Here is a 21,892-nt window from a genome sequence, read left to right as displayed (position 1 = left end):
CAAAGGTCCGCCTGTCGCGTCAGTGCAAACGAAGTTTGCGCGTGAGCGGGGGGGAGAGGGGACCGGTCCCCGTAGAAAGCGAACGATGGCAAAACCGATGGCGCGAACGGCTGCCGACACCACCGACACCACGTCGCCCCAGGGCCGCATCCGGCGTGAGAACGTCGAGCGCATCCTGAAGGCGGCCGAGCGCATCTTCGCCGAGGCCGGATTCGCCGGCGCCACCATGGCCGACATCGCCGAGCGGGCCGGCCTGCCCAAGGCCAACCTGCATTACTATTTCGGCACCAAGGAGGACCTCTACCGCGCGGTGCTGGACAACATCCTGCGCATGTGGCTGGCGCCGATCGCCTCCTTCACCCCCGACGCCGATCCGGCGGAGACGCTGACCGCCTACGTCACCGCCAAGATGGAAGCGTCGCGCACCCGTCCCCACGCCTCCAAGGTCTTCGCCAACGAGATCCTGCATGGCGGGACCCAGGTCGAACGCTTCCTGGCCGAAGACCTGAAATCGCTGGTCGATGCCAAGGCAGGCGTGATCGACGGCTGGGTCGCCGCCGGCCGCATGGCCCCGGTGGATGCCCGCCAGTTCCTGTTCATGATCTGGGCGGTGACCCAGCATTACGCCGACTTCGACATCCAGATCCGCAAGGTGCTGGGCCGCCGGACCCTGACCCGCCAGGACTTCGCCGCCATGACGGCGGAGGTGCTGCGCATGGTCCTGCGCGCCGCCGGCCTGCCTGAACCCGACCTCTCCGAAACGCCCGACCACTCCGTCCCACCAAACCCTTGAGGGAGCGCCCGAGCATGTCCACCATCCTGATCCGCGGCGGCACCGTCGTCACCGCCGAGCACACGCGCCGCGCCGACGTCCTCTGCCAGGACGGCATCATCACCGCGGTGGGCGACACTCTCGATGTGCCGGCAGGGGCGGAGGTGGTCGATGCCGGCGGCTGCTACGTCATGCCGGGCGGCATCGACCCGCACACGCACATGGAACTGCCCTTCATGGGCACGGTGACGACGGAGGACTTCTTCAGCGGCACCGCCGCCGGCTTTGCCGGGGGGACGACGATGATCATCGACTTCGTCATCCCCAACCCGAAGCAGAGCCTGATGGAGGCCTACCGCACCTGGCGCGGCTGGGCGGAGAAGGCGGCCGGCGACTACAGCTTCCACGTCGCTGTGACATGGTGGGACGAGAGCGTTCGGCAGGACATGGGCACGCTGGTGGCCGACCATGGCGTGAACAGCTTCAAGCACTTCATGGCCTACAAGAACGCCATCATGGCCGACGACGAGACGCTGGTGAACAGCTTCCAGCGCTGCCTGGAACTGGGCGCCATCCCCACCGTCCATGCCGAGAACGGCGAACTGGTCTTCCAGCTCCAGAAGAAGCTGCTGGCCCAGGGCCTGACCGGTCCGGAGGCCCATCCCCTGTCCCGTCCGCCGGAGGTGGAGGGCGAGGCCGCCAACCGCGCCATCCAGGTGGCGAAGGTGTTCGGCGTGCCGGTCTACATCGTCCATGTCTCGGCCAAGGAGGCCCTCGAAGCCATCGAGCGCGGCCAGAACGGCGGCCAGCGCGTGTTCGGCGAGGTGCTGGCCGGCCATCTGCTGATCGACGACGGGGTTTACCGCAATTCCGACTGGGACTTCGCCGCCGGCCATGTCATGAGCCCGCCCTTCCGCCCGAAGGAACATCAGGACGCGCTGTGGCGCGGCCTGCAGGCGGGGCATCTGCATACCACCGCCACCGATCATTGCTGCTTCTGCGCGGAGCAGAAGGCGATGGGCCGCAACGACTTCACCAAAATCCCCAACGGCACGGCCGGCATCGAGGACCGCATGACCGCGCTGTGGACCCACGGCGTCAACACCGGCCGGCTGACGATGAACGAGTTCGTCGCCGTGACCTCCGCCAACGCCGCCAAGATCTTCAACCTCTACCCGCGCAAGGGCTCGGTCAGCGTCGGGGCGGATGCCGATCTGGTGGTGTGGGACCCGAAGGCGACCAAGACCATCTCGGCCAAGACCCAGATGCAGAAGGTCGGCTTGAACATCTTCGAGGGCATGACCGTCACCGGCACCCCGGCCTACACGCTGAGCCAGGGCCGCATCGTCCATGCACTGGGCGAGAGCCGCGCGGTGCGCGGTGCCGGCCGCTACGTCAACCGCCCCGCCTTCCCGCCGGTCTACGAAGCGGTGTCGAAGCGCAACGCCCTGAACGTTCCGGTGGCGGTGGAGCGGTAAGCCGGCCTCACCCGGCCTTCGCCAGAAGCGGCCCGACCCAGCGGGCCAGGAAGGCATCCTCCGGCGCTGCCGCCAGCGCCGGCCTTGCCGCCAGCAGCAATTGCAGCAGGGCGGTGTGCAGTTCGGTACAGGCGGACAAATCCACCCGCGGCGCTGCCGCCGTCTCCAGCCATTCGGCGAGCGGCAGCGCCTCTTCCGCCGTGCAGGCGGCTTCGAAACGGGCGAGGTCGGAGTCGAACCGGACCGGCATCACAGCAGCTCCCGCAAATCGAGCACCAGGATCAGGCGGCCGTCGCCCAGAGCGGCCGTGCCGGCATAGCCGCGCAGGCTGCGCAGCACGCCGGTCATCGGGCGCAGCACCACGTCGGCGCGCTCGCCGACATCGTCCACCGCCAGCGCGACCGGGCCGTCGCCCAACTCGGCCAGCACCACGCAGTCGGACTCGCGAACGCGGACGTCCTCCGGCTGGCCCAGCAGGCGGCGCAGCCGGACCAGCGGCACCACCCGGTCGCGCAGCACCACGCTTTCCGCCCGCTTGACCGCGCGTATGGCGGCGCGCGGCACCCGCTGGATGCCGCCGACCAGCGCGACGGGAATGCCGTAGAGGGCGCCCGCCGCTTCCACCACCACCACGCGGGTGATGCTGAGCGTCAGCGGCAGCGACAGCCGCACCCGCGTTCCGGCTCCGGGGGTGGACGCGATCTCCACCCGGCCGCCGGCCCGTTCGACCGCCGCGCGCACCGCATCCATGCCGACGCCGCGGCCCGACAGGTCGGAAACGGCGCCCGCGGTGCTGAAGCCGGGGGCGAAGACCAGCCGCACCGCGTCGGCGTCGGACAGCGCCGCGGCGGCGTCCGGCTCCAGCAATCCCTTGGCGGCGGCGGCTCGGCGCATCGCCGCCGGGTCGATGCCGGCGCCGTCGTCCGAAACCTCCACCACCACCCCGCCCTTGTCCTGGAAGGCGCGGACCCGCAGGGTGCCGCCGGGCGGCTTGCCGGCGGTAATGCGACGGTCCGGCGGCTCGATGCCGTGGTCCAGCGCGTTGCGCACCAGATGCAGCAGCGGCTCGCCCAGCACGTCGAGGATGTCCTTGTCGGCCTCCGTCTCGGCCCCTTCCAGCATCAGCTCCACCGTCTTGTCCAGCCGGCGGGCGGTGTCGCGCACCAGCCGGGGCAGCGGATCGAAGACACGGGCCAGCGGCAGCAGCCGCAGGCGCAGCGCCGCGTGGCGCAGGTCGCCGACCAGCGTGTCCAGACGGGCGGAAAAGCCCTTCAGGTCGCGCCGCAACTCCGTCGCCAGCTCCCCGTCTTCGGCACGGCGCAGCAGCGGTCCCAGCTGTCCCTTCACCACCGACAGCTCGCCGACCAGGGCCATCAGCGCGTCCATCCGCTCCGGCTCGACCCGCAGGGCGCGGCGGGCAGCGGGAATGGCGGTGGGCGGCGATTCGGGTGTAGCAGGACGGGCCGGCCCTTCGGCGAGGAAGCGGTGCAGCGTGACGGCATCGGCACAGGCGGCCTCGATCATGCGCCGATCGGCCGGACGCCCCAGCGACGCCAGGATCGCAGCCACCGCCCGCGCCACCGCAGCGCGGCGAGAGTCGCGTTCCACGGCGCTGCCGGGCAACTCCAGAATCCGCCCCTGCTCCTCCAGCATGCGTGCGGCCAGCGAGTCCGGCGGCGCCACGGCAATGGGAATCACGGCAGGCTTCAAGGCAGGCTTCAGCGTGACGGCGGCGATGTGCACCTGATCCGGCACGCTGCGGAAGGCCGGCCGCACCGCCTCCGCGTCGGCGCCGCTCAGCGCGCGGAAGTGCAGGACGCAACGGTAGGGGTCCATCTCCGCCAGCGCCGGCAACGGTTCGGCCGCCTCGATGCGCAGCAGCCGCAGGTCGGGCACCCGGCGGAACAGCGCAAGCGGATCGTCGCCGGTGAAGAAGCACTCGGGATCGGGCCGGTAGTCGATGGCGGTCAGCCGGCCATCGCCCGCCCCTGCCCTTTCCTCCGCCGTCAGCGCCGCCAGCCAGGGGAAAGCCTCCGCCTCCCCACCGGCCGCGGCCGTGCCCTCTGCCGCCGCGTCTCCGGCAAGCCCGCGGACCAGCGCGTCGGCCGCGGTCGGCGCGTCGTCGGGCAGCGCGCCGGCAGTCTCCAGCGCCGCCACCCAGCGGGCGCACTGGTCGAGCACGCGGAACAACGGATCGGCCAGCTCCGGCGTCAGGGCGCGCCGGCCGTCGCGCAGGAGCGACAGCGTGTCCTCCCCGGCATGGACCAGCCGGGTGAAGGGCGCCATGTCGAACAGTGCGCTCGCCCCCTTCAGCGTGTGGAAGGCGCGGAACAGCTCGTCCACCGATGCGCGGTCGGCCGGGTCGCGCTCCAGCGCCAGCAGCGCGCCGCCCGCGGTCTCCAGCAGGTCCTGCGCCTCGACGATGAACTGGTCGAACAGCTCGCTCATGGCGCCCCCTCCGGTCCAAGCGGACGGCCGGTCAGCAGGCGTGCCACCTCCACCAGCATCTCCGGCCGCGGCGGCTTCACGATGTACCAGTTGGCGCCGGCCAGCAGCGCCTGTTCGCGGTCGCTGTCCTTGGATTCGGTGCTGATCATGATGGCGGGCACGTCGCGCAAGACCGGATCGCGGCGCAGGACGCGCAGCATGGTGTAGCCGTCCATCTTGCGCATGTTGACGTCGACGATCACCAGATCGGGCGGCACGGCCATCGCCCGTTCCAGCCCCTCGATGCCGTTCACCGCCTCGTCCACCACGAAGCCTTCGGCCTCCAGCACGCGGCGGCCGAAGGCGCGGACGGTCACGGCGTCGTCCACCACCAGGATGCGCGGTCCATCCGTCATGGCGCACCTCCGTTCAATGGCTTCTGGTAGAGGATAGCGTCCGGGAAACGGCGCGGGACGAACAGCGAGGACATGCGGCTCATGCTTTCCGAATGGCCGAGGCAGACGAAGCCGCCCGGCGCCAGGGCATCGTGGAACATGCTCGCCGCCTCCCGTCGGCCAAGATCGTCGAAATAGATCAGCAGGTTGCGGCAGAAGATCACGTCGATCCCGCGGAATCCGCGCACCTGCTGCGGGTCGGCGATGTTGACCAGCGAGAAATCGACCGACTCCCGCAAGTCCTCGATGATCTGCCAGCGCGGCCCCCCGGCAGGCGCCGTCCCGCGCAGGGATTGGAAATACTTGGCGCGCAGATGGGCCGGCAGCCCTTGCAGGGCGCGCTCGTCATAGATGCCCTCGCGCGCGCGTTCCAGCACGGCGCTGTCGATGTCCGACGCCAGCAGCTCGATCTCGTAATCGTCCACGCGACGCCAGCTCTCCAGCAGCATGATGGCGATGGAATAGGGCTCCTCCCCCGTGGCGCAGCCGGCCGACCAGATGCGCAGCCGCGAGCCCTTCGGCCTGTCCCGCACCAGCTCGTCGAGGACGGAGTTCACCAAGCAGTCGAACTGGTACTTCTCGCGGAAGAAATAAGTCTCGTTCACCGTCATCAGGTTGACGAGCCGCTGCAGCTCCTCCCCCGACGCTTGGAAGCGCAGCAGGTTCAGGTAGGCGCGCAGGTTTGTCGCGCCTACCGCCTGCATGCGGGCGGCGACGCGGCGGTCGACGAAATAGCGCTTGGCCTCGGTAAAGGACAGGCCGGTGCGTTCCCGCAGGAAATCGCACAGGGTCGCATAGTCCTCCGGCGACAGGCCGTCCGGTTCGGTGTCGGCCACGCGCTCACCCGCCCCGGAAGCTGGAGCGGGCGGCATCGACGGCAAAGGCGACGAAGGGATCGTCGGGGAAGCGCCGGGCCAGGGTTTCCAGGCTGGACAGCGCCTCCGGGCTGCCGGCCTCGGCCAGCGCCTCCACCGCGGCGAGGCCGACATTGACGTCGGCGTCCCGCTCCATCACCGCCGCCAGCCAGTCGGCCCGGCCGGGATGGGCGAGGCCTCCCAGCCCCTGCACCGCGAAGATGCGCAGGTCCGGGTCGGCATGGCCGAGCAGCGGCAGCAGAGCCGGGGCGGCGACCTCCGCCGGCATCTGCTGCAGGCTTTCCAGCACACCGTTGCGCAGTGCCGCGTCCTCGCGGTCGAGGAAGGGGAGCAATGCCGCCGCCGCCTCGCCGGTCGCAATGCGGGCGAGCGCCGTCAGGATCGCCTCCCGCACGCCGGCATCCCCCTCCGCCTCCAGCCGGCGGGCGAGCGCCGCGACGGCCCCCGGAGGCGCTGCATGGCCCAGGCCATGGGCAGCATCGCGGCGGACCGAGGCGTCGGCATCCTCAAGGGCCGCCAGCGGATCGGCCAATGGATCGGCCAATGGATCGGCTTGCGCGTCGGGCGCCGCAGGACCGGATGGCGCGGCGCCGGCCTTCTTCTTCACCAGTCCCATGGCGTCCTCCCTAATGCCCGCCGGCCCGCCGCGGGGCGGGCATCAGCCAGCGGATCAACTGGCCGGCGATGCGGTCCGACGGCAGCACGATGCCGGCACCGCCACGCCGGATCAAATCCTGCGGCATGCCGAAGACGACAGCGCTGTCCTCCGACTCCGCGATGGTCCGTCCGCCGCGGGCGTGCAGCTCCGCCATCGACGCGGCGCCGTCGTTGCCCATGCCGGTCAGCAGCACCCCGACCAGCCGGTCCGCCGGCAGCAGCCGCATGGCGCTGGTCACCAGCCTGTCGGCATTGGGATGCCAGGGCCGGTCGGCTGCCGCGGGCACGCAGACCGCCTGCAGCCGCCCGCCGCGCCGCGCCAGCTCCACATCCGCGCCGCCGCGGGCGATGCAGACCATGCCCGGCTCCAGCACCGTCGCCCGCTCCACCTCCAGCACGCGCAGGGCGCACAGCTCGTCCAGCCGCCGCGCCAGCGTCGCGGTGAAGGCGGCGGGCATATGCTGGGCCACCACCACCGGCCAGGGGAAATCGGCCGGCAGCAGGGGCAGGATGTCCTCCAGCGTGCTGGGTCCACCGGTGGACACGCCGACCAGCACCACCCCGTCCCCCTCCGCGCCCACAGCGGTCCTTCCCACGGGCGGGGCCGGCAGCGGCCCTTCGGGAGCGACGAAATCCTCCCCGGCGATACGGGCGCGGGCCAGCCGCAGCCGCTCGCGCAGGCCATGCACCCGGCGCGGGCGCGACGACGCGGCGGCGCGCACCGTCTCCACCAGCCCCTCGCCGATGCGGCCGATTGCACCGGCGGCCGGCTTCTGCACCGCCTCCACCGCCCCCAGCCGCAGCGCCTCCAGCGTCTCCTCCGCGCCGGCGCCGGTGAGGGCGGAGACCATGACCACCGGCTTGGGATGCTCCACCATGATGCGGGCGAGGCAGGTCAGCCCGTCCATGCCGGGCATGGTCACGTCGAGCGTCACCACGTCCGGATCGACGACCGGCAGGCGCGCCAGGGCCTCCTCCCCCGTCGCGGCGGTCTCCACCCGGAAACCGGCTTCGGTCAGCATCTCCGCGATGCGCCGGCGCATCAACGCGGAATCGTCCACCACCAGAACCGTCAGCACACCGTTCCCCATCGAGCCGTTACTGCTGGGTAACGAGCAGGCCGGCCAGCCGGTCCATGTCGAGCAGGCTTTCTGCATCCATCAGCAGGATCAGGCGCGCTGCGCCGGCCGTCTCCAGCGTCGCCACGCGGCGGATCAGCCGGCGCTGCGCCGCCGACACCGCCGGGGCCGGACCGATCCGCTCCGCCGGGATCGTCAGCAGGCCCGACAGGCCGTCGACCAGCAGCCCGACCCGCGCGGCATCGGCCCCATCCCGGCCAACCACCACAACCCGGCCACGCGCGAGTCCGGGAGCGGTCCCGCCGCCCGCCGCCGGCAGATGCAGCAGCCGGCGCTGGTCGATCAGGGGCAGCACCTCGCCGCGCAGCGTCAGCACGCCACTGACGAAGTCGGGAGCATTGGGCAGGGGCGTGATGCTGTCGGGCCGGCGCAGCACCTCGCGCACGGCGGCGACCGGCAAGCCGTATTCCGCCCCGGCGAGGCTGAAGACGACGAAACGCTCCGCCTTGCCCGCCATGCCGCCCGCATCCGCAGGCCGTGCCGGTTCCATACCGTCCCTCTCCCCATCGACACCTGCTTCGGCACCGATCGCCGCGCCATGCCGGAACAGCCGTCCGGCCGACAGCACGGAGACCAGCCGCCGTCCGCCATCCGCCCGCGCGATGCCGTCCAAATCCTCGAATTCCGGTTCGCGGGCGAGAAAGGGCGGCACCGGGTCGATCTGCGCGGCGTCGAGCCGCAGGATCTCCCGCACCTCGTCCACCAGGACGCCCACCGGGGCCTGCCGCTGACCGGGCCGCACCACGACCACCCGGCGCCCGGCGGCCTGCTCTCCGGCCCCCTGTTCCCGAACGCCTTCCAGCCCGAACAGCGCGCGCAGACCGACCAGCGGCAGCAGCCGGTCGCGCACCGACATCACCCCGAGCAGATGCGCCCTGGACCGCGCCATGCGGGAGATCTCGCGCGGGGCCGGCAGCACTTCGCGCACGCGCTCCACCGGCAGGGCGAATTCCTGACCGGCGACCTCGAAGACCAGCAGCGCCAGCCGGTCGATCACGCCCGCGGCCCTGGCGCCGGCACTGCGGTCACCGCCTGGACCTGCGACCTGTCCGAAACCGCCGACCAGCCCGCCCGCGCCCGCCGTCCGGTCGCTCTCGCCCGGATCGCCGAACTGCCGGTCGATCAGGACGTCCGGCTTCAGGATGGTGGCCGGACCGTCGCGCAGCAGGCCGTCCAGCATGGCAGGGTCGAGCCCGCCATCCTCGGCGGTCACCGGGTCGATGCGGTCGGGGTCGCTGCGCAGGATGCCGGCCATGGCGTCCACCCGCAGGCCGACCGGCTGGCCGCGATGTCCGACCAGCACCACGCGGGTCTCGCGCGTGTCGGGCGTCCCGCCGTCCCGTCCGAGCGCCATTGCAAGGTCCAGAACCGGCACCGCGTCGCCATGCCAATGCGCCAGCCCCTCCAGACCCGGCGGGCCCAGCGGGATGCGCACCAGTTCCGGCGGGCGGATCACCGCATGCACGGACGACATCGGCAGGGCGAGGCGCAGGTCGCCGACCGTCATGGTGACGAAGGCGAGGCTGCCCGCCCCGCGGTCGCCGGCTACCCCTCCGGACGCCTCTTCCGTCGCCACGGCGGTCAAACCGCGCCGAGCAGGCTGTCGGCCATCGCCGCGATCTCCTCGATCGCCGACGCCAGTTCCTCCGCCCCCTTGGCCTGCTCGCGGGCCGCCTTGGCCGCCTCGGTCGCGGCGAGGTTGGCGGCGGCGGCGGCGGTGGCAACCTGTTCCACGCCGGTGCGGGTTTCACGCAAGGCGATGGTGGTCTCCGCGGCGGCGTCCAGGATCTCGCGGCTGCCAGCGGTGACCACCCGCAGTTCCTGCGCGCTGGCGGTCAGGGTGACGCCGAAGGCGCGGTGCCGCGCGGTCTCCGCCACCGCAGTGGCCGAAACGTCGTCGATGTCGCGGCGCACCCGCAGCATCTGGTCCTGGATGTCGCGGACGATGTCCTTGACCCGCTCGGCGCTCTCGGCGCTGTCGCCGGCCAGCTTGCGGATGTCGCCGCTGACCACGGTGAAGCCTCGGCCGAACTCGCCCGCCCGCGCCGCCTCGATGGAGCCGCTGACCGCCAGCATGCCGGTCTGGATGGCGACGGTGGCGATGGCGTCCACCACCTTGTCGATGCGCCGGCCGATCCGCTCCAGCGCGTCCAGCCGCTCGCCGGCCCGGCGGGACGAGTCCACCGCCTCCAGCATGCCGTCGGCCAGCCGGCCGATGGTGTCGCGGGTCTCGCCCAGCAGGGCTTCCATCGAGGAGCAGCGCTCGACCGAATCCTGCGCCCGCCCGGCGGCGAGCGTCGCCGCCGCGTCGATCTCCGCGATTGCGGAGGCGAGCTGGTGGGTGGCGGCACTCTGCGATTGGGCGCCGCCGGAGATCTGGCCGATCGCCGTCATGATCTGGGCGGCGGCCCGGTTGATCTCCTCGATGGCGGCCGACAGCTCCTCCGCGGCCGAGGCCAGTTCATCGGCGGTGGCGGCGAGGTCGGCGGTGCCCTCCAGATCCTCGGCCAGTTCCGACAGCTGCCCCGCGGCGCGCTGGCTCTGGTTCAGGGCGACGGCCTGCTCGCCCGCGGTCTTCAGCGCCTCCTCGGCGGCGGCGGACTGCTCCTCGGCGCTCGCGGCGATGGTTTCCGCTCCGCGCAGGGCTTCGCGCGCAGCCTGGTCGGCCTCGACCGCGGCGCGGATCGTCTCCTGTGCGCCCTGCACCAGCGCGGTCATGTCCGACCTCACGCCTTCCAGCTGCTGCACGATGGTGCGCCCGCGCTCCACCTCCGCCTTGGCGGCATCGGACGAGGCGACGATGCCGGCCGCGATGGAGGCCACCGCCTCCTGGATCTCCCCGACCATCCCCTGGATGTCGTTGGCGCTGCGTTCGGACCGTTCGGCCAGCGCCTGCACCTCGTCGGCGACGACCGCGAAGCCCTTCCCGGCCTCCCCCGCCCGCGCGGCCTCGATGGCGGCGTTCAGCGCCAGCAGGTTGGTCTGGTCGGCGATGGCGGCCACGCTCTGCACGATGGCGCCGATCTCGCTCGCCTGGGCCTCCAGGTCGCGCACCAGCCGGACCGAGGCCTCCTGCCGTTCGGCGGCGCGGACGATGCCGTCGATGGAGGACAGGATCTGGCCGCTGACGTCCTTCAGCGTTCCCTGCAGCGCCTCGACCCGCAGCACCGCCTGCTCGGCCGTGGCCCGCGAGCGGGCCAGCAGTTCCGACGCGCGGCCGATCATGCGCTGCGACTGCTGGGTGGCGCCGGCCGTTTCCTCGGCGCCGGCGGCGATCTGCTCCATCGCCCGGCGCAACTCCTCGGCGGCGGAGGCTGCCTGGGTGACGCCGCTCGCCAACTCGGTGGAGGCGGCGGCGATGCCGCTGGCGGCCTGCCGGCGGCGCGAATCGGCACGTGCCCGGCGGCGCTGCGGAGTGTTCGGCACGGCACCGTCCGGCGAAGCGGCTTTCATGGTCGGGACGGCAGGCGCAGCCGTTTCGGGGGCGGTTTCGACCGCACCCCCATCCGGACCGGCATCGGCACCGCCGTCCTTGTTCCGGGCCGTGCGTGCCGTGTCCATCCTGGTCTTCTTGATGAGTGCCATGGTCCTTCCCCGCCTTTCCAGCTGGTTCTTCTTGATGGTCTCAGGCCACCATCCGCCCGATATAGCGCCCGAGCGTGGCCTGCAGCGCGCCCGCCGAGCCCGAATCGAGCAGCAGAACCACCCGCCCCCCGACTCCGACCCCGTCGCCGCCCGGCAGGTTGGTGTGCAGATCGATGTGGAAGAGCAGCGCGGCAGCCCCCAAACCGGACTGGGCAGCACCGGCCTCCGCCGCGATGGCCGGCGCCACCACGGCGCAGCCGCCCAGGACCTCCGCCCCGCTGCCGCGGATCACCACGGGCAGGCCGGTGTCCACCGGTTCGCCCAGCAGGTTGGCGACCAGCGCCAGCGCGCTGTTCAGCACGACGTTGCCCAATTCCGCCAGGACCTCGTCCTCCAATTCGGGAACGTCGTCCGCCGGAACGTCCGGGGGCAGGGCCGCGCGCACCAGCGGCAGGCTGCCGGCCTGGGGAAACACCAGCAGGGCGCAGCCGGCGAACAGGCCGTCCAGCCTTTCCGACACGCCCACCAGCGGCGGCGTCAATGCCCGGTCCAGCAACCCGGCCACCTCGTCCGGCGGCACCATCTCCACCGACGGCACCGACAGCGTCACCAGACCGCCCAGCATGCGGCCGAGCGCGGTCGATGCCTTGCCGATCCCGATGTTGCCCAGTTCGGCCAGCGCATCGCGCTCCAGCTCGCTCAGCATGGGGGCGGCGGTCACTCCGGTGCGGCCTGGGAGGCGCGGCGCGGTGGCAGGGCGGTGGAGTTCAGGAAGCGGGCGACCTGCTCCTCCTCCAGCGGCTTGGGCATGAAGGCGGCACCGAGCGCGCGGATGCCTGACACCACCGCGTCCTGGGCGTTGGCGGTGATGATGGCGATATGGACGTTCGGATGGCTCTGGCGCAGCTTGGCGGCGGTGTCCACACCGTTGTCGCCGGGCATGTTGTAATCGATGATCGCAACATCGACCGGCGTGACCTGCAACGTCTTGAAGAGTTCGGCACCGTTCGCCGCCTCGACCACCGACCAGTCCGGCTTGTTGCGCAAGACCATAGCCCGCACATGCATGCGCGAAAGCTTGCTGTCGTCGACGATGATTGCAGTCTTACTCAAGATATAAGCCTTTTGGATGGAGCTCGGCCGGCGAAGCCGAATTTCGCGCAAGTATACAGAATGGAAGTTGCCACGCCAGTCCCCTTAATCGTCCCTGGTTTTTTGCGTACGCGCCGGCAGCCCGACTCATGCTATCGAAACGGAACATCCTGTCCCATCCGGCTCCCGCTCCATGCCGCCCTCCGCCGCCTCCGCCAGACTGGCCGCCCTCCTGCGCGAGGCGCTGGCCCACCACCGCGCCGGCGATCTGGACGGGGCCGAGCGTGCCTACCGCGCTATGCTGGCGGCCGACCGCGGCAACCCCGATGCGCTGCACCTGCTGGGCGTGCTGCACCACCAGCGCAGGGAAGATGCCGAAGCGGTCCGGCTGATCGGCCGGGCCATCGCGCGGCGCCCCCGGATGGCGGAGCAGCACGCCAACCTCGGCCTCGCCCTCCACGCGCAAGGCCGGTTGAGCGAGGCCGAGGCCGAATACCGCCGGGCGCTCGCCCTGCGCGAAGCCTATCCGCAGGCGCACAACAGCCTGGGCAGCGCGTTGCAGGAACAGGACCGGCTGGATGATGCCGCCGTCCATTACCGCCGCGCGATCGACCTCGACGCCGGCTATGCCGAGGCCTGGGCCAATCTCGGCACGCTGCTGCGGGCGCGCGACGAGTATGGCGAGGCGGAAACGGCGCTGCGCCACGCCCTGTGGCTCGATCCTGGCCATGCCACCGCCCTGACCAATCTCGGCGTCGTGCTGAAGGAGACCGGCCGCACCGGAGAAGCCGAGGCGGCGCATCTGGAAGCGCTGCGGCTCGCCCCCGAAGATGCTGAAACCATGGTGAACCTCGCCCTGCTGCGCGAGGCGCAGGGCCGTGGCGGGGAGGCGGATGCGCTGTACGGCCAAGCGCTCGCCCTGTCTCCCGGCTTCGCGCTGGCACGCTGGAACCTCGCCCTGCGGCTGCTCGGCCAGGGGCGGCTGGCGGAGGGATGGGACGAGTATGAGGCGCGCTTCGCCTCCCGCCGCGTCTCGTCCGGACGCAGCTTCACGCTGCCGCCCTGGAACGGTGCCGCGGGCGGACGCCTGATGGTCTGGCGCGAACAGGGGCTGGGCGACGAGCTGATGTTCGGCACCGCCCTGCCCGACCTCGCCGCCGCGATCGGACCGGGCAATCTGGTGGTGGAGGTCGATGCCCGGCTGACCGGGCTGGTCGGCCGCGCCCTGCCCGGTGTGACCGTGCGGGCGCAGACCGCCGATCCCACCGACGCCGACGCCCATTTGCCGATGGGATCGCTCCCCCGGCTGCTGCGGCCGACGCTGTCCGCCTTTCCCGGCCGGCTGTCCTGGCTGGCGCCCGACCCGGCCCGGCTGGCGGACTGGCGGGACCGGCTGGCGGCGCTGGGGCCGGGCCTGCGCGTCGGCATCTGCTGGGGCAGCCAGAACACGGCCGGCGAGCGCAAGGCCTCCTACACCACGCTGGCCGACTGGGCGCCGCTGCTGACCCTGCCCGGCCTGATCCCGATCACTCTCCAATATGACGGGCGCGAGGCGGAGATCGCTGCTGTAGAAGTGCGCTTGGGCCTGCGCATCCACCGCTGGCCGGACACCGACCTGAAGAACGACCTGGAAGCGGTGGCGGCGCTGATCGCTGGCCTCGACCTTGTGGTGACGGTGGCGAGTTCGGTGGGTGAGATGGCCGGTGCGCTCGGCGTGCCGGTCTGGCGCTTTGGCCCGGCCGGCGACTGGACGGCGCTGGGCAGCGGAGTGCGGCCCTGGTTCCCGTCGATGCGGCTGTGGAGCGCGCGGCCCGGCGAAGGGCTGACGGACGTGCTGGCTCGCATGGCGGCGGAGTTGCACCGACTGGTGCCCGCCTTGCCCATCGCCGACTGGCTGGCGGAGGCGCAAGACCTCCATGGGTCCGGGCGCTGGCCGGAGGCGGAGAAAGCCTATCAGCGCATCCTCGACCAGGGCGGCGAGGTGCCGGCGGCGCTGGAAGGCTATGGCCTGCTCGGCCATCAGGCCGGCCGTCCCGACATCGCCGTCACCCTGCTGACCCGCGCCATCGCGGCGGAACCGACCGCCGGCCGCCACAAGCGCCGCGCGCTCGCCCACCAGGAGATGGGGGCGATGGCCGAGGCCGAGGCGGACTGGCAGGCCGCCGCGTCCCTCGACCCCGACGATGTGGAGGCGCTCGGCAATCTCGGCGCCCTGCGCCTGACCCGCGGGGCGGGTGGTGAAGCGGCGGAGGCGACCGACTTGGCTCTGCGTCTCGCCCCCTTCCATGCCGGGCTGTGGGCCAATGCCGGGCTCGCCCGGCAGGCGATGGGCGGCGATGGCGTGGCATTCTTCCGGCGGGCGCTCGCCCTCGATCCCGCTCTGGCGGAGGCCTGGACCGCCCTTTCGGCCGACGCCCTGCGCGACGCCGCGCGTGCCGCCGAGGCGGAGCGTGCGGCGGGGCGGGCCTTGCGCCTGCGGCCCGGCGACCCGTCGGCGACCGGTAATCTCGGGCTGTCGGCGTTGGCGCTCGGCCGCCCGGCGGAGGCGGTGGCGCATCTGCGTCTGGCGCTCCAGGGCCATCCGGGCGACCTTGGCAGGATCGGCAACCTTGCGCTGGCGCTGGAACGGGCGGGCGACGGCGCCGCGGCGGGGCTGGCATGGTGGCGGGTGATCCTGCTGGCTCCCGGCGTCGGCGCCGGCTGGGCCGGGCTGGCCGATCTGCGGCAACGCCAGGGCCGGTTGGATGCCGCGCTGAAGGGCTGGGGCCGGGCGCTGGCGCTGGAGCCGCGGCGGGCGGAGTGGCGCTACAATCTGGGCAACGCCCTGCACGCCGCCGGCCGACCGGCCGAGGCCGACGCGGCCTATCGGCAGGCGGTGGAGGACGACCCGAGCCTGACGCTCGCCGCCTTCAACCGCGGCTATGCGGCACTGGCGCGCGGCGATCTCGGCACCGGATGGACCGGGCTGGAGGCCCGCTTCGCCGCCGGACAGGCTCTGCCGGACCGCCGGTTCCGCATCCCCGCCTGGGACGGCGGCGCGTTGACGGGGAAGACCGTGCTGGTCTGGCGCGAGCAGGGGATCGGCGACGAGCTGATGTACAGCGCCTGCTACGCCGACCTGATCTCGCGCGCAGAACGGGTGATCGTGGAGTGCGAGCCGCGGCTGGTCGCACTGTTCGCGCGCTCCTTCCCGCAGGCCGTGGTGCGCGCGGCGACGGTGGATCCGGTGGACGCGGATTGCCACGTCCCGGCGGGGTCGCTGCCGTTGCGTCTGGACTGGGGGTTGGCTGGTTATCCGGCGCGAGGCGGCTGGCTGCGCGCGGACGACGCGGCGGTGGAGCGGTGGCGGGGGTGGTTGGATGGTCTTTCCGGAAACACTTGCCCCCACCCTGACCCTCCCCCGCTGGGCGGGGGAGGGGATAGGAGCTTTGTCGGCGTGCGGCGGCAGTCCCTCCCCCGCCCAGCGGGGGAGGATAGGTGGAGGTCTAACTCCGCCCTCACCATCGGCCTCTGCTGGCGCAGCGGCCTGCGCGGTGCCCTGCGCGACGCCAACTACGCCCCGCTGACCGACTGGGCGCCGATCCTCACCCTGCCCGGCCTGCGCCTGATCAACCTTCAATATGACGACTGCGAAGCCGAACTCATCGAAGCGGAAACGCGCTTCGGCATCGTCATCCACCGCCCGCCACTGGATCTGAAAAACGATCTGGACGGCGCGGCAACCCTGACGGCTGCGCTGGACCTCGTGATCTCCGCCGGAACGTCGGTGGCGGAAATGGCCGGCGCGCTGGGAGTACCGGTCTGGCGGATCGGGCCGGCGGGTGACTGGACGGCGCTCGGCACCGCTTGCCGACCCTGGTATCCGTCCATGCGGCTGGTCTGCCCGAACGCGGGCGAGACGCTCGGCGACGCGCTGGGCGCCGCCGGGCGTGCTCTCAACAGCCTCAGAACGCGGGAACCACGGCGTTCTTGAACTTGGTGAGGATGAACTCCTTCACCTCGGGGCTGTTGTAGGACTTCACCAGCTTGGCAACCCAGGGCTTGTCCTTGTCGGCCTTGCGCACGACGATGACGTTGGCATAGGGGCTGTCGGCGTCCTCGCGGGCGATGGCGTCCTTGACCGGGTCGATGCCGGCTTCCAGCGCGAAGTTGGTGTTGATGGCGGCGGCGGTCACGTCGTCCAGCGAGCGCGGCAGCTGGGCGGCGTCCAGCTCGACGATCTCCAGCTTCTTCGGGTTCTCGACGATGTCGATCGGCGAAGCCTTCAGATTGCCGCCGTCCTTCAGCTTGATCAGGCCCTTGGCCTGCAGCAGCAGCAGGACACGGCCGCCGTTGGTCGGGTCGTTGGGGATGGCGAACTTGGCACCGGCCGGCAGTTCCTCAAGGCTCTTCACCTTCTTGGAATAGATGCCGATCGGATAGACCACCGTCTTGCCGACGCTGACCAGATCGAAACCGCGGTCCTTCACCTGATTGTCCAGATAGGGCTGGTGCTGGAAGCTGTTGGCGTCGAGGTCGCCGCCCGCCAGCGCCTGGTTCGGGATGACGTAGTCGGTGAATTCCAGGATCTGGATGTCCAGCCCGTCCTTGGCGGCGATGGGCTTCACCGCTTCCAGGATCTGGGCATGCGGGCCGGCGGTGACGCCGACCTTGATGGTCTCGGCGCCAGCAGTCTCTATGGACGCACCGAAGGCGATTGCCATGGTGGCGGCGCCGGCCAGCAGGGAAGCCAGCGAACGGAAGCGCAGCATCTCGAACACTCCTCGGATTTTTAGGTCAGGATTTCAGGTTACGCTTGTTGACGCGGCGGGCGATCAGGTCGCCCGTCGATTGAACGATCTGCACCAGCACGATCAGCACGACCACCACCGCCAGCATCACCTCCGGCAGGAAGCGCTGGTAGCCGTAGCGGATGCCGAGGTCGCCCAGGCCGCCGCCGCCGACGGCGCCGACCATGGCGGAATAGCCGATCAGGCTGACCGCCGACAGGGTCAGGCCGGCGACGATGCCCGGCAGCGCTTCCGGCAGCAGCACCTTGCGGATGATCTGGAAGGGCGTGGCGCCCATCGCCTGCGCCGCCTCGACCAGACCGCGGTCGACCTCGCGCACCGCATTCTCCACCACGCGGGCGATGAAGGGGGCGGCGGCGACGGTCAGCGGCACGATGGCGGCGTTGGTGCCGATGGAGGTGCCGGCGATCAGCCGGGTGAAGGGGATGATCGCCACCACCAGGATGATGAAGGGGGTGGAGCGGGTCATGTTCACCACCGCCCCCATCACCTTGTTGAAGGCGAAGTTCTGCAGCAACTCGCCCCGGCCGGTGACGGCCAGCATCACGCCGATGGGCAGCCCGATCAGCGTCCCGATGGCGCCCGACACCGCCACCATGTGCAGCGTGTCGATCAGCCCCTTGATCAGCAGGTCAATGATTTGCGGGGAGAGCATGGCCCAACACCTCGACGCCCAGATTGTTCTCTTTCACCAGCGCGATGGCGGCTTCGACCTTGGCGGTGTCGCCCAGCGCCTCCACCACCAGCGTGCCGAAGGGCGCGCCCTGAATCTCGTCGATCTGGCCGTGCCAGATGTTCAGGTCCAGGTTCAGCTGCCGGCTGATGGCGCTGATGACCGGGGTGGTCGCCTTCTCGCCGGTGAAGGTGATGCGCAGCACCGGGTTGCTCCCCAAGCCGGGCTGGGGCGCCAGCCGGTCGCGCAGGCTGTCGGGAATCCCGCGGTTGATGACGGGATCGACGAAGCTGCGGGTGGTCGGATGCCTGGGATGGGCGAAGATGTCGAAGACCGGTCCCTGCTCGATCACCCGGCCGCCTTCCATCACCGCCACCTTGTGGCAGATCTCCTTGATCACGGCGATCTCGTGGGTAATCAGCACGATGGTCAGGCCGAGCCGGCGGTTGATGTCGCCCAGCAGATGCAGGATCTGCGTCGTCGTCTCCGGGTCGAGCGCCGAGGTCGCCTCGTCCGACAGCAGCACCTTCGGCTTGCTGGCCAGCGCGCGGGCGATGCCGACGCGCTGCTTCTGCCCGCCCGACAGCTCCGCCGGGTAGCGGTTGCGCTTGTCGGCCAGCCCGACGAGGTCGAGCAGCGGCTCCACCGTCCGGCCGATCTCCGCCTTGGCCATGCCGGCCAGTTCCAGCGGCAGCGCCACATTGTCGAAGACGGTGCGCGAGGACAGCAGGTTGAAATGCTGGAAGATCATGCCGATGGAATGGCGGGCCTGCCGCAGTTCCGCCGCCGACAGGGTGGTCATCTCCACCCCGTCGACCGTGACGCTGCCCGAGGTCGGGCTTTCCAGCAAGTTGACCGTCCGCAGCAGGGTGGACTTGCCGGCACCCGACCGGCCGATGATCCCGAAGACCTCGCCGCGTCCGATGGTCAGGTCGATGTCGGCCAGCGCGTGGACCGGAGCCCCGCCGCCGCGGGCGGCGTAAGTCTTGCGAATGTTTGTTAGCGTTATCATCTTTTATTCGGCAAAAGGGGACGTCCAGCGTCCCCCCAGCCCCCTCACCAAGTCGGAATGATGGAACCGTTGAAGCGCGTTTCGATAAACTGCCGCACTTCGGGCGAACGATACAGCGCAATGAAGCGCTTGATCGTCGGGTCTTCCATGCGATCCTTGCGGACCGCCCAGACCAGGTTCCACTTCGACTGGTCATCCTCCAGCACCAGCGCCTTCTTCGGCTCCAGCCCGGCCAGCACGGCATAGTTGAGGGTGATGACCGACGCATCCACGTCGTCGAGCGAACGCGGAAGCTGGGCGGCGTCCAGTTCCACCAGCTTGATGCCCTTCGGATTCACGACATCGGCGATGGTGGTGTTCAGGCCGGCGCCCTCCTTCAGCCCGATCACGCCGGCCTTGGCCAGCAGGAACAGGGCGCGGGCGCCGTTGGTGGGGTCGTTGGGGATCGACACCGACGCGCCCGGCTTCAGGTCGGCCAGCGCCTTCACCTTGCTGCTGTAGACGCCCATCGGCACCACGACGCTCTTGGCGACGGAGACGATGTCGTAGCCGCGCTGCTTCACCTGGTTGTCGAGGAAGGGCTGGTGCTGGAAGTTGTTGGCGTCGATGTCGCCGGCCTGGAGCGCCGCGTTCGGCATGTTCCAGTCGGTGAATTCGATCACCTGGGCCTCGATGCCCTCCTTGGCGGCCAGCTTGGCGGTGAATTCGAGAATTTCACCGTAGGGGCCGGCCGACACGCCCAGCTTCAGCGGAGCGGCGAAGGCGGAGGTCGCGGCGGTCAGCAGGCCGGCGGCGACGGCCACCGACATCAGGATGCGCTTCATCGAGTCTTTCCTCAGGATTTTGGGCGGCAGGTTTCTTGATGCGGGCTCAGCGGCGGCGGGTGTCCGGCAGCCGGCTGTAATGCTGGTGGGCGGCGCGCTGGGCCTGTCCGACATTGCGGAAGACGCGGCGGTCGAGATCGCGGAAAGCCCAATCGGACACGAAGAAGGTGAAGCCGCCGCGCTCGGCGACGACGATTCCGGCGGACCGGCCCTGGACTTCGATGGCGTAGGCGCTGGCGTGGGACATGGCGAGATTCTCCCCTGTCGCGCGGCTGGCCCTCGGCATGGCGGGGCGGCGGCGCGGCTGTGTTCAGGACTGGCGGATGTGCGGAATGGGCTCTGTGTCTTGAGGCTGCGGGATCAGCAGCAACACAGGCCCTGTCGCATCATGCAGGCCGGAAAAGCGGTCCGAAGCACGGATGGGGGTGCGGAAACTCGCGAGGTCATTCCGGTCTCTCCTTCTTGAAGAGGTCCACGACCGGTATCGTGGCGCTTTAGCGTTTGGTGACGCGGCGCAAGCTGCAGAAGTCAAATTGCCGCGGGATGCCCCGGCGGGGCGTCCGATGGATAATCTCTATCCCGTGAATCGGTATTGGGTCAACCCGAATTTTTCACAGATTGTGTAGTTTCCCACATTTCACATTTATTATTGAGAAAATGCGCGGCGACCTTTGGGACCGCCGCGCCTGGACGGTGCCGGTTACTGCGCGATCTGCTTGAAGCCGATCAGGCCGCAGGACTGGTCGAACAGATAGTCGACCTTGCTCAGCCAATGCCGGCCGGTGTTGATGAAGTTGCCGTTGCTCGGCTCGATCCAGGTCGCCTGGGACTGGTCGAGCGGCAGCACCACCTTCGGCGGATTCAGCTGTGCGGTCAGGGTCGGGTTCAGCGTGGTGCCCGCCACGGTCAGTTCCATGGTCAGGCCGGGGGTAACGATGGTCTCGCTCACCGGCTTGGTTCCGCCGCCGGGCTGGGGCACGTTCACGGTGACATTGTCCACGGAGCCTGCCGGCCGGGCGCTGTCGGCAAAGGCCATGAACATGTAGTCCAGGCCGGTATCCACCAGAGTGCTGCCGCAGAGCGGGGCACCCAACGCGGTTCCCTTCGAATCCTTCAGCGTGATGCAGGTGGTTGCCCCGTTCCACACCGTGCCGCCGGTCGTCGGCTGCGGCGACAGCTGGGTCAGCTGAACCGTCTGGAACCCGCTGGTGTTCGCCTGGGTCAGGCCGATGGCGATGCCCTGCTGGGTGAAGACATAGCCGGAATGCGCCGCGGCCGGCACGTTCAGGAAGGGGTTGTTGGCGGTGGTCGGCGACTGGCCGCGGTCGAAGCCGACGCCGATCATGCCGAAGCCGTCGCTGACCTTGGCGCAGTTCGCCAGGCTGGTTCCGGCCTTGCCACCGACCGGGGCAGTGCCTTCATAGCTGGCGCAGTTGTTCGGATCGACCGTGGCGGTGCTGGTCGGCGCGACCGAGGTCACCTGGCAATGGCAGCTGGTGGCGATGATGTCGACCGGCGCGGTGTTGGTATAGCCGCCGCCGCTCAGCGGCAGGGCGATCGCCGCCTTGACGTTCTTGCCGGCGTAGTAATTGCCGGAGCTGGAATAGGCGATCTGGGTCGTCTGGGTGGAGGCGTTCCAGACGCTGGCCGGAACCTTGCCGGACGGCAGGGCAAGGCCGGTGGAGCCGGTGTCGACCATCACCGGCTGGGTGCCGGCCGATGCCGCGTTGTTCGCGTCGAGCACCGCGATGTCGATCATGTACCCGTTCAGAACCGACGATGCGCCCGAACTGAGCGCCAGCGACACCGAACCGCTCTGCGGATAGGTGCAACTGCCGGAGGACGTGGACGAGGCGGCAATGGCGGCCATGGGGGCGGCGGAAAGCGCGAGGGCGAGGGCCGTCAGAATGGCCGGCCGGCCGGCGCCGCGGGAAATGGGATGAAGCGACGCAATCATTGTTCTGATGTTCCTTAAAGTGAATGGACGAAAATTGTATAAGTTCTTCAGATACCCCCATGGATGGATTTTCTGAGTCAAATTGTAACCACACACCGGCAACCTGCCGCCGTCGTGCCGCAGCCGCCGGCGGCTACCGGGCCGCGCTGACGATGC

General features: G+C 70.4%; 19 protein-coding genes. 3 read left to right on the top strand and 16 right to left on the bottom strand.

Annotated elements, in window-relative coordinates; all coding sequences use genetic code 11:
* Positions 1 to 97 precede the first annotated feature (97 nt).
* Together FZ983_RS07345 and hydA are read left to right on the top strand one after the other, a co-directional pair.
* Positions 98 to 793 carry a TetR/AcrR family transcriptional regulator gene (locus tag FZ983_RS07345; RefSeq protein WP_247883642.1) on the top strand — a complete coding sequence of 232 codons (696 nt, stop codon included), beginning with the start codon at positions 98 to 100 and terminating at the stop codon, positions 791 to 793.
* A 14-nt stretch (positions 794 to 807) separates the two neighbouring features.
* Positions 808 to 2,250 (top strand): dihydropyrimidinase, encoded by a 1,443-nt coding sequence (gene hydA, locus FZ983_RS07340; RefSeq protein WP_149222896.1) that lies wholly within the window; start codon positions 808 to 810, stop codon positions 2,248 to 2,250.
* Positions 2,251 to 2,257: 7 nt separating this feature from the next.
* On the opposite strand, the gene FZ983_RS07335 is transcribed toward hydA, so the two are convergent.
* The 10 genes from FZ983_RS07335 to FZ983_RS07290 are packed head-to-tail and all read right to left on the bottom strand — an operon-like array spanning position 2,258 to position 12,501.
* A complete protein-coding gene (locus FZ983_RS07335) occupies positions 2,258 to 2,500 on the bottom strand; it encodes a hypothetical protein (protein WP_149222895.1) in 243 nt (80 codons plus the stop codon).
* A complete protein-coding gene (locus FZ983_RS07330) occupies positions 2,500 to 4,698 on the bottom strand; it encodes a chemotaxis protein CheA (RefSeq protein ID WP_149222894.1) in 2,199 nt (732 codons plus the stop codon). The genes FZ983_RS07335 and FZ983_RS07330 overlap by 1 nt, the downstream gene beginning before the upstream one ends.
* Positions 4,695 to 5,093 (bottom strand): response regulator, encoded by a 399-nt coding sequence (locus tag FZ983_RS07325; protein WP_149222893.1) that lies wholly within the window; start codon positions 5,091 to 5,093, stop codon positions 4,695 to 4,697. Before FZ983_RS07325 ends, FZ983_RS07330 begins: the two co-directional genes overlap by 4 nt.
* Entirely contained in the window at positions 5,090 to 5,968 is an 879-nt protein-coding gene (locus tag FZ983_RS07320; RefSeq protein WP_247883641.1) for a protein-glutamate O-methyltransferase CheR, read from the bottom strand. The genes FZ983_RS07325 and FZ983_RS07320 overlap by 4 nt, the downstream gene beginning before the upstream one ends.
* A gap of 4 nt (positions 5,969 to 5,972) precedes the next feature.
* Entirely contained in the window at positions 5,973 to 6,623 is a 651-nt protein-coding gene (locus FZ983_RS07315; protein WP_149222891.1) for a HEAT repeat domain-containing protein, read from the bottom strand.
* 10 nt (positions 6,624 to 6,633) lie between these two features.
* Positions 6,634 to 7,743 carry a chemotaxis-specific protein-glutamate methyltransferase CheB gene (cheB, locus tag FZ983_RS07310; RefSeq protein ID WP_188092270.1) on the bottom strand — a complete coding sequence of 370 codons (1,110 nt, stop codon included), beginning with the start codon at positions 7,741 to 7,743 and terminating at the stop codon, positions 6,634 to 6,636.
* Between the two features lie 19 nt (positions 7,744 to 7,762).
* Positions 7,763 to 9,379: a chemotaxis protein CheW gene (locus FZ983_RS07305; protein WP_247883640.1), complete on the bottom strand. Its 1,617-nt coding sequence runs from the start codon at positions 9,377 to 9,379 to the stop codon at positions 7,763 to 7,765.
* 5 nt (positions 9,380 to 9,384) lie between these two features.
* On the bottom strand, positions 9,385 to 11,388 hold the full coding sequence (locus tag FZ983_RS07300; protein ID WP_149222888.1) for a methyl-accepting chemotaxis protein: 2,004 nt from the start codon (positions 11,386 to 11,388) through the stop codon (positions 9,385 to 9,387).
* Positions 11,389 to 11,428: 40 nt separating this feature from the next.
* Positions 11,429 to 12,109, bottom strand: a complete 681-nt coding sequence (locus FZ983_RS07295; RefSeq protein ID WP_149222887.1) for a chemotaxis protein CheC — start codon at positions 12,107 to 12,109, stop codon at positions 11,429 to 11,431.
* Positions 12,106 to 12,501, bottom strand: a complete 396-nt coding sequence (locus FZ983_RS07290; protein ID WP_149222886.1) for a response regulator — start codon at positions 12,499 to 12,501, stop codon at positions 12,106 to 12,108. The genes FZ983_RS07295 and FZ983_RS07290 overlap by 4 nt, the downstream gene beginning before the upstream one ends.
* 172 nt (positions 12,502 to 12,673) lie before the next feature.
* On the opposite strand from FZ983_RS07290, the gene FZ983_RS07285 reads away from it, so the two are divergent.
* On the top strand, positions 12,674 to 16,453 hold the full coding sequence (locus FZ983_RS07285) for a tetratricopeptide repeat protein (RefSeq protein WP_149222885.1): 3,780 nt from the start codon (positions 12,674 to 12,676) through the stop codon (positions 16,451 to 16,453).
* On the opposite strand, the gene FZ983_RS07280 is transcribed toward FZ983_RS07285, so the two are convergent.
* From FZ983_RS07280 to FZ983_RS07255, 6 genes are all read right to left on the bottom strand, one after another.
* Entirely contained in the window at positions 16,425 to 17,231 is an 807-nt protein-coding gene (locus tag FZ983_RS07280) for a MetQ/NlpA family ABC transporter substrate-binding protein (protein ID WP_149222884.1), read from the bottom strand. The genes FZ983_RS07285 and FZ983_RS07280 overlap by 29 nt on opposite strands.
* Before the next feature lie 25 nt (positions 17,232 to 17,256).
* Positions 17,257 to 17,925, bottom strand: a complete 669-nt coding sequence (locus tag FZ983_RS07275; RefSeq protein WP_149222883.1) for a methionine ABC transporter permease — start codon at positions 17,923 to 17,925, stop codon at positions 17,257 to 17,259.
* Entirely contained in the window at positions 17,903 to 18,955 is a 1,053-nt protein-coding gene (locus FZ983_RS07270) for a methionine ABC transporter ATP-binding protein (protein ID WP_149222882.1), read from the bottom strand. The genes FZ983_RS07275 and FZ983_RS07270 overlap by 23 nt, the downstream gene beginning before the upstream one ends.
* 44 nt (positions 18,956 to 18,999) lie before the next feature.
* Positions 19,000 to 19,779, bottom strand: a complete 780-nt coding sequence (locus FZ983_RS07265) for a MetQ/NlpA family ABC transporter substrate-binding protein (RefSeq protein WP_098736073.1) — start codon at positions 19,777 to 19,779, stop codon at positions 19,000 to 19,002.
* A 46-nt stretch (positions 19,780 to 19,825) separates the two neighbouring features.
* Positions 19,826 to 20,026 (bottom strand): hypothetical protein, encoded by a 201-nt coding sequence (locus FZ983_RS07260; protein WP_149222881.1) that lies wholly within the window; start codon positions 20,024 to 20,026, stop codon positions 19,826 to 19,828.
* A 453-nt stretch (positions 20,027 to 20,479) separates the two neighbouring features.
* The gene (locus tag FZ983_RS07255; protein ID WP_149222880.1) at positions 20,480 to 21,736 is read right to left on the bottom strand and encodes a hypothetical protein; all 1,257 of its coding nucleotides are present in this window, start codon (positions 21,734 to 21,736) and stop codon (positions 20,480 to 20,482) included.
* Positions 21,737 to 21,892 lie beyond the last annotated feature (156 nt).

Source organism: Azospirillum sp. B21, from assembly GCF_008364825.1.
In the GTDB taxonomy this organism is placed as follows: domain Bacteria; phylum Pseudomonadota; class Alphaproteobacteria; order Azospirillales; family Azospirillaceae; genus Azospirillum.
This window is presented reverse-complemented; position numbering and strand designations above follow the sequence as displayed.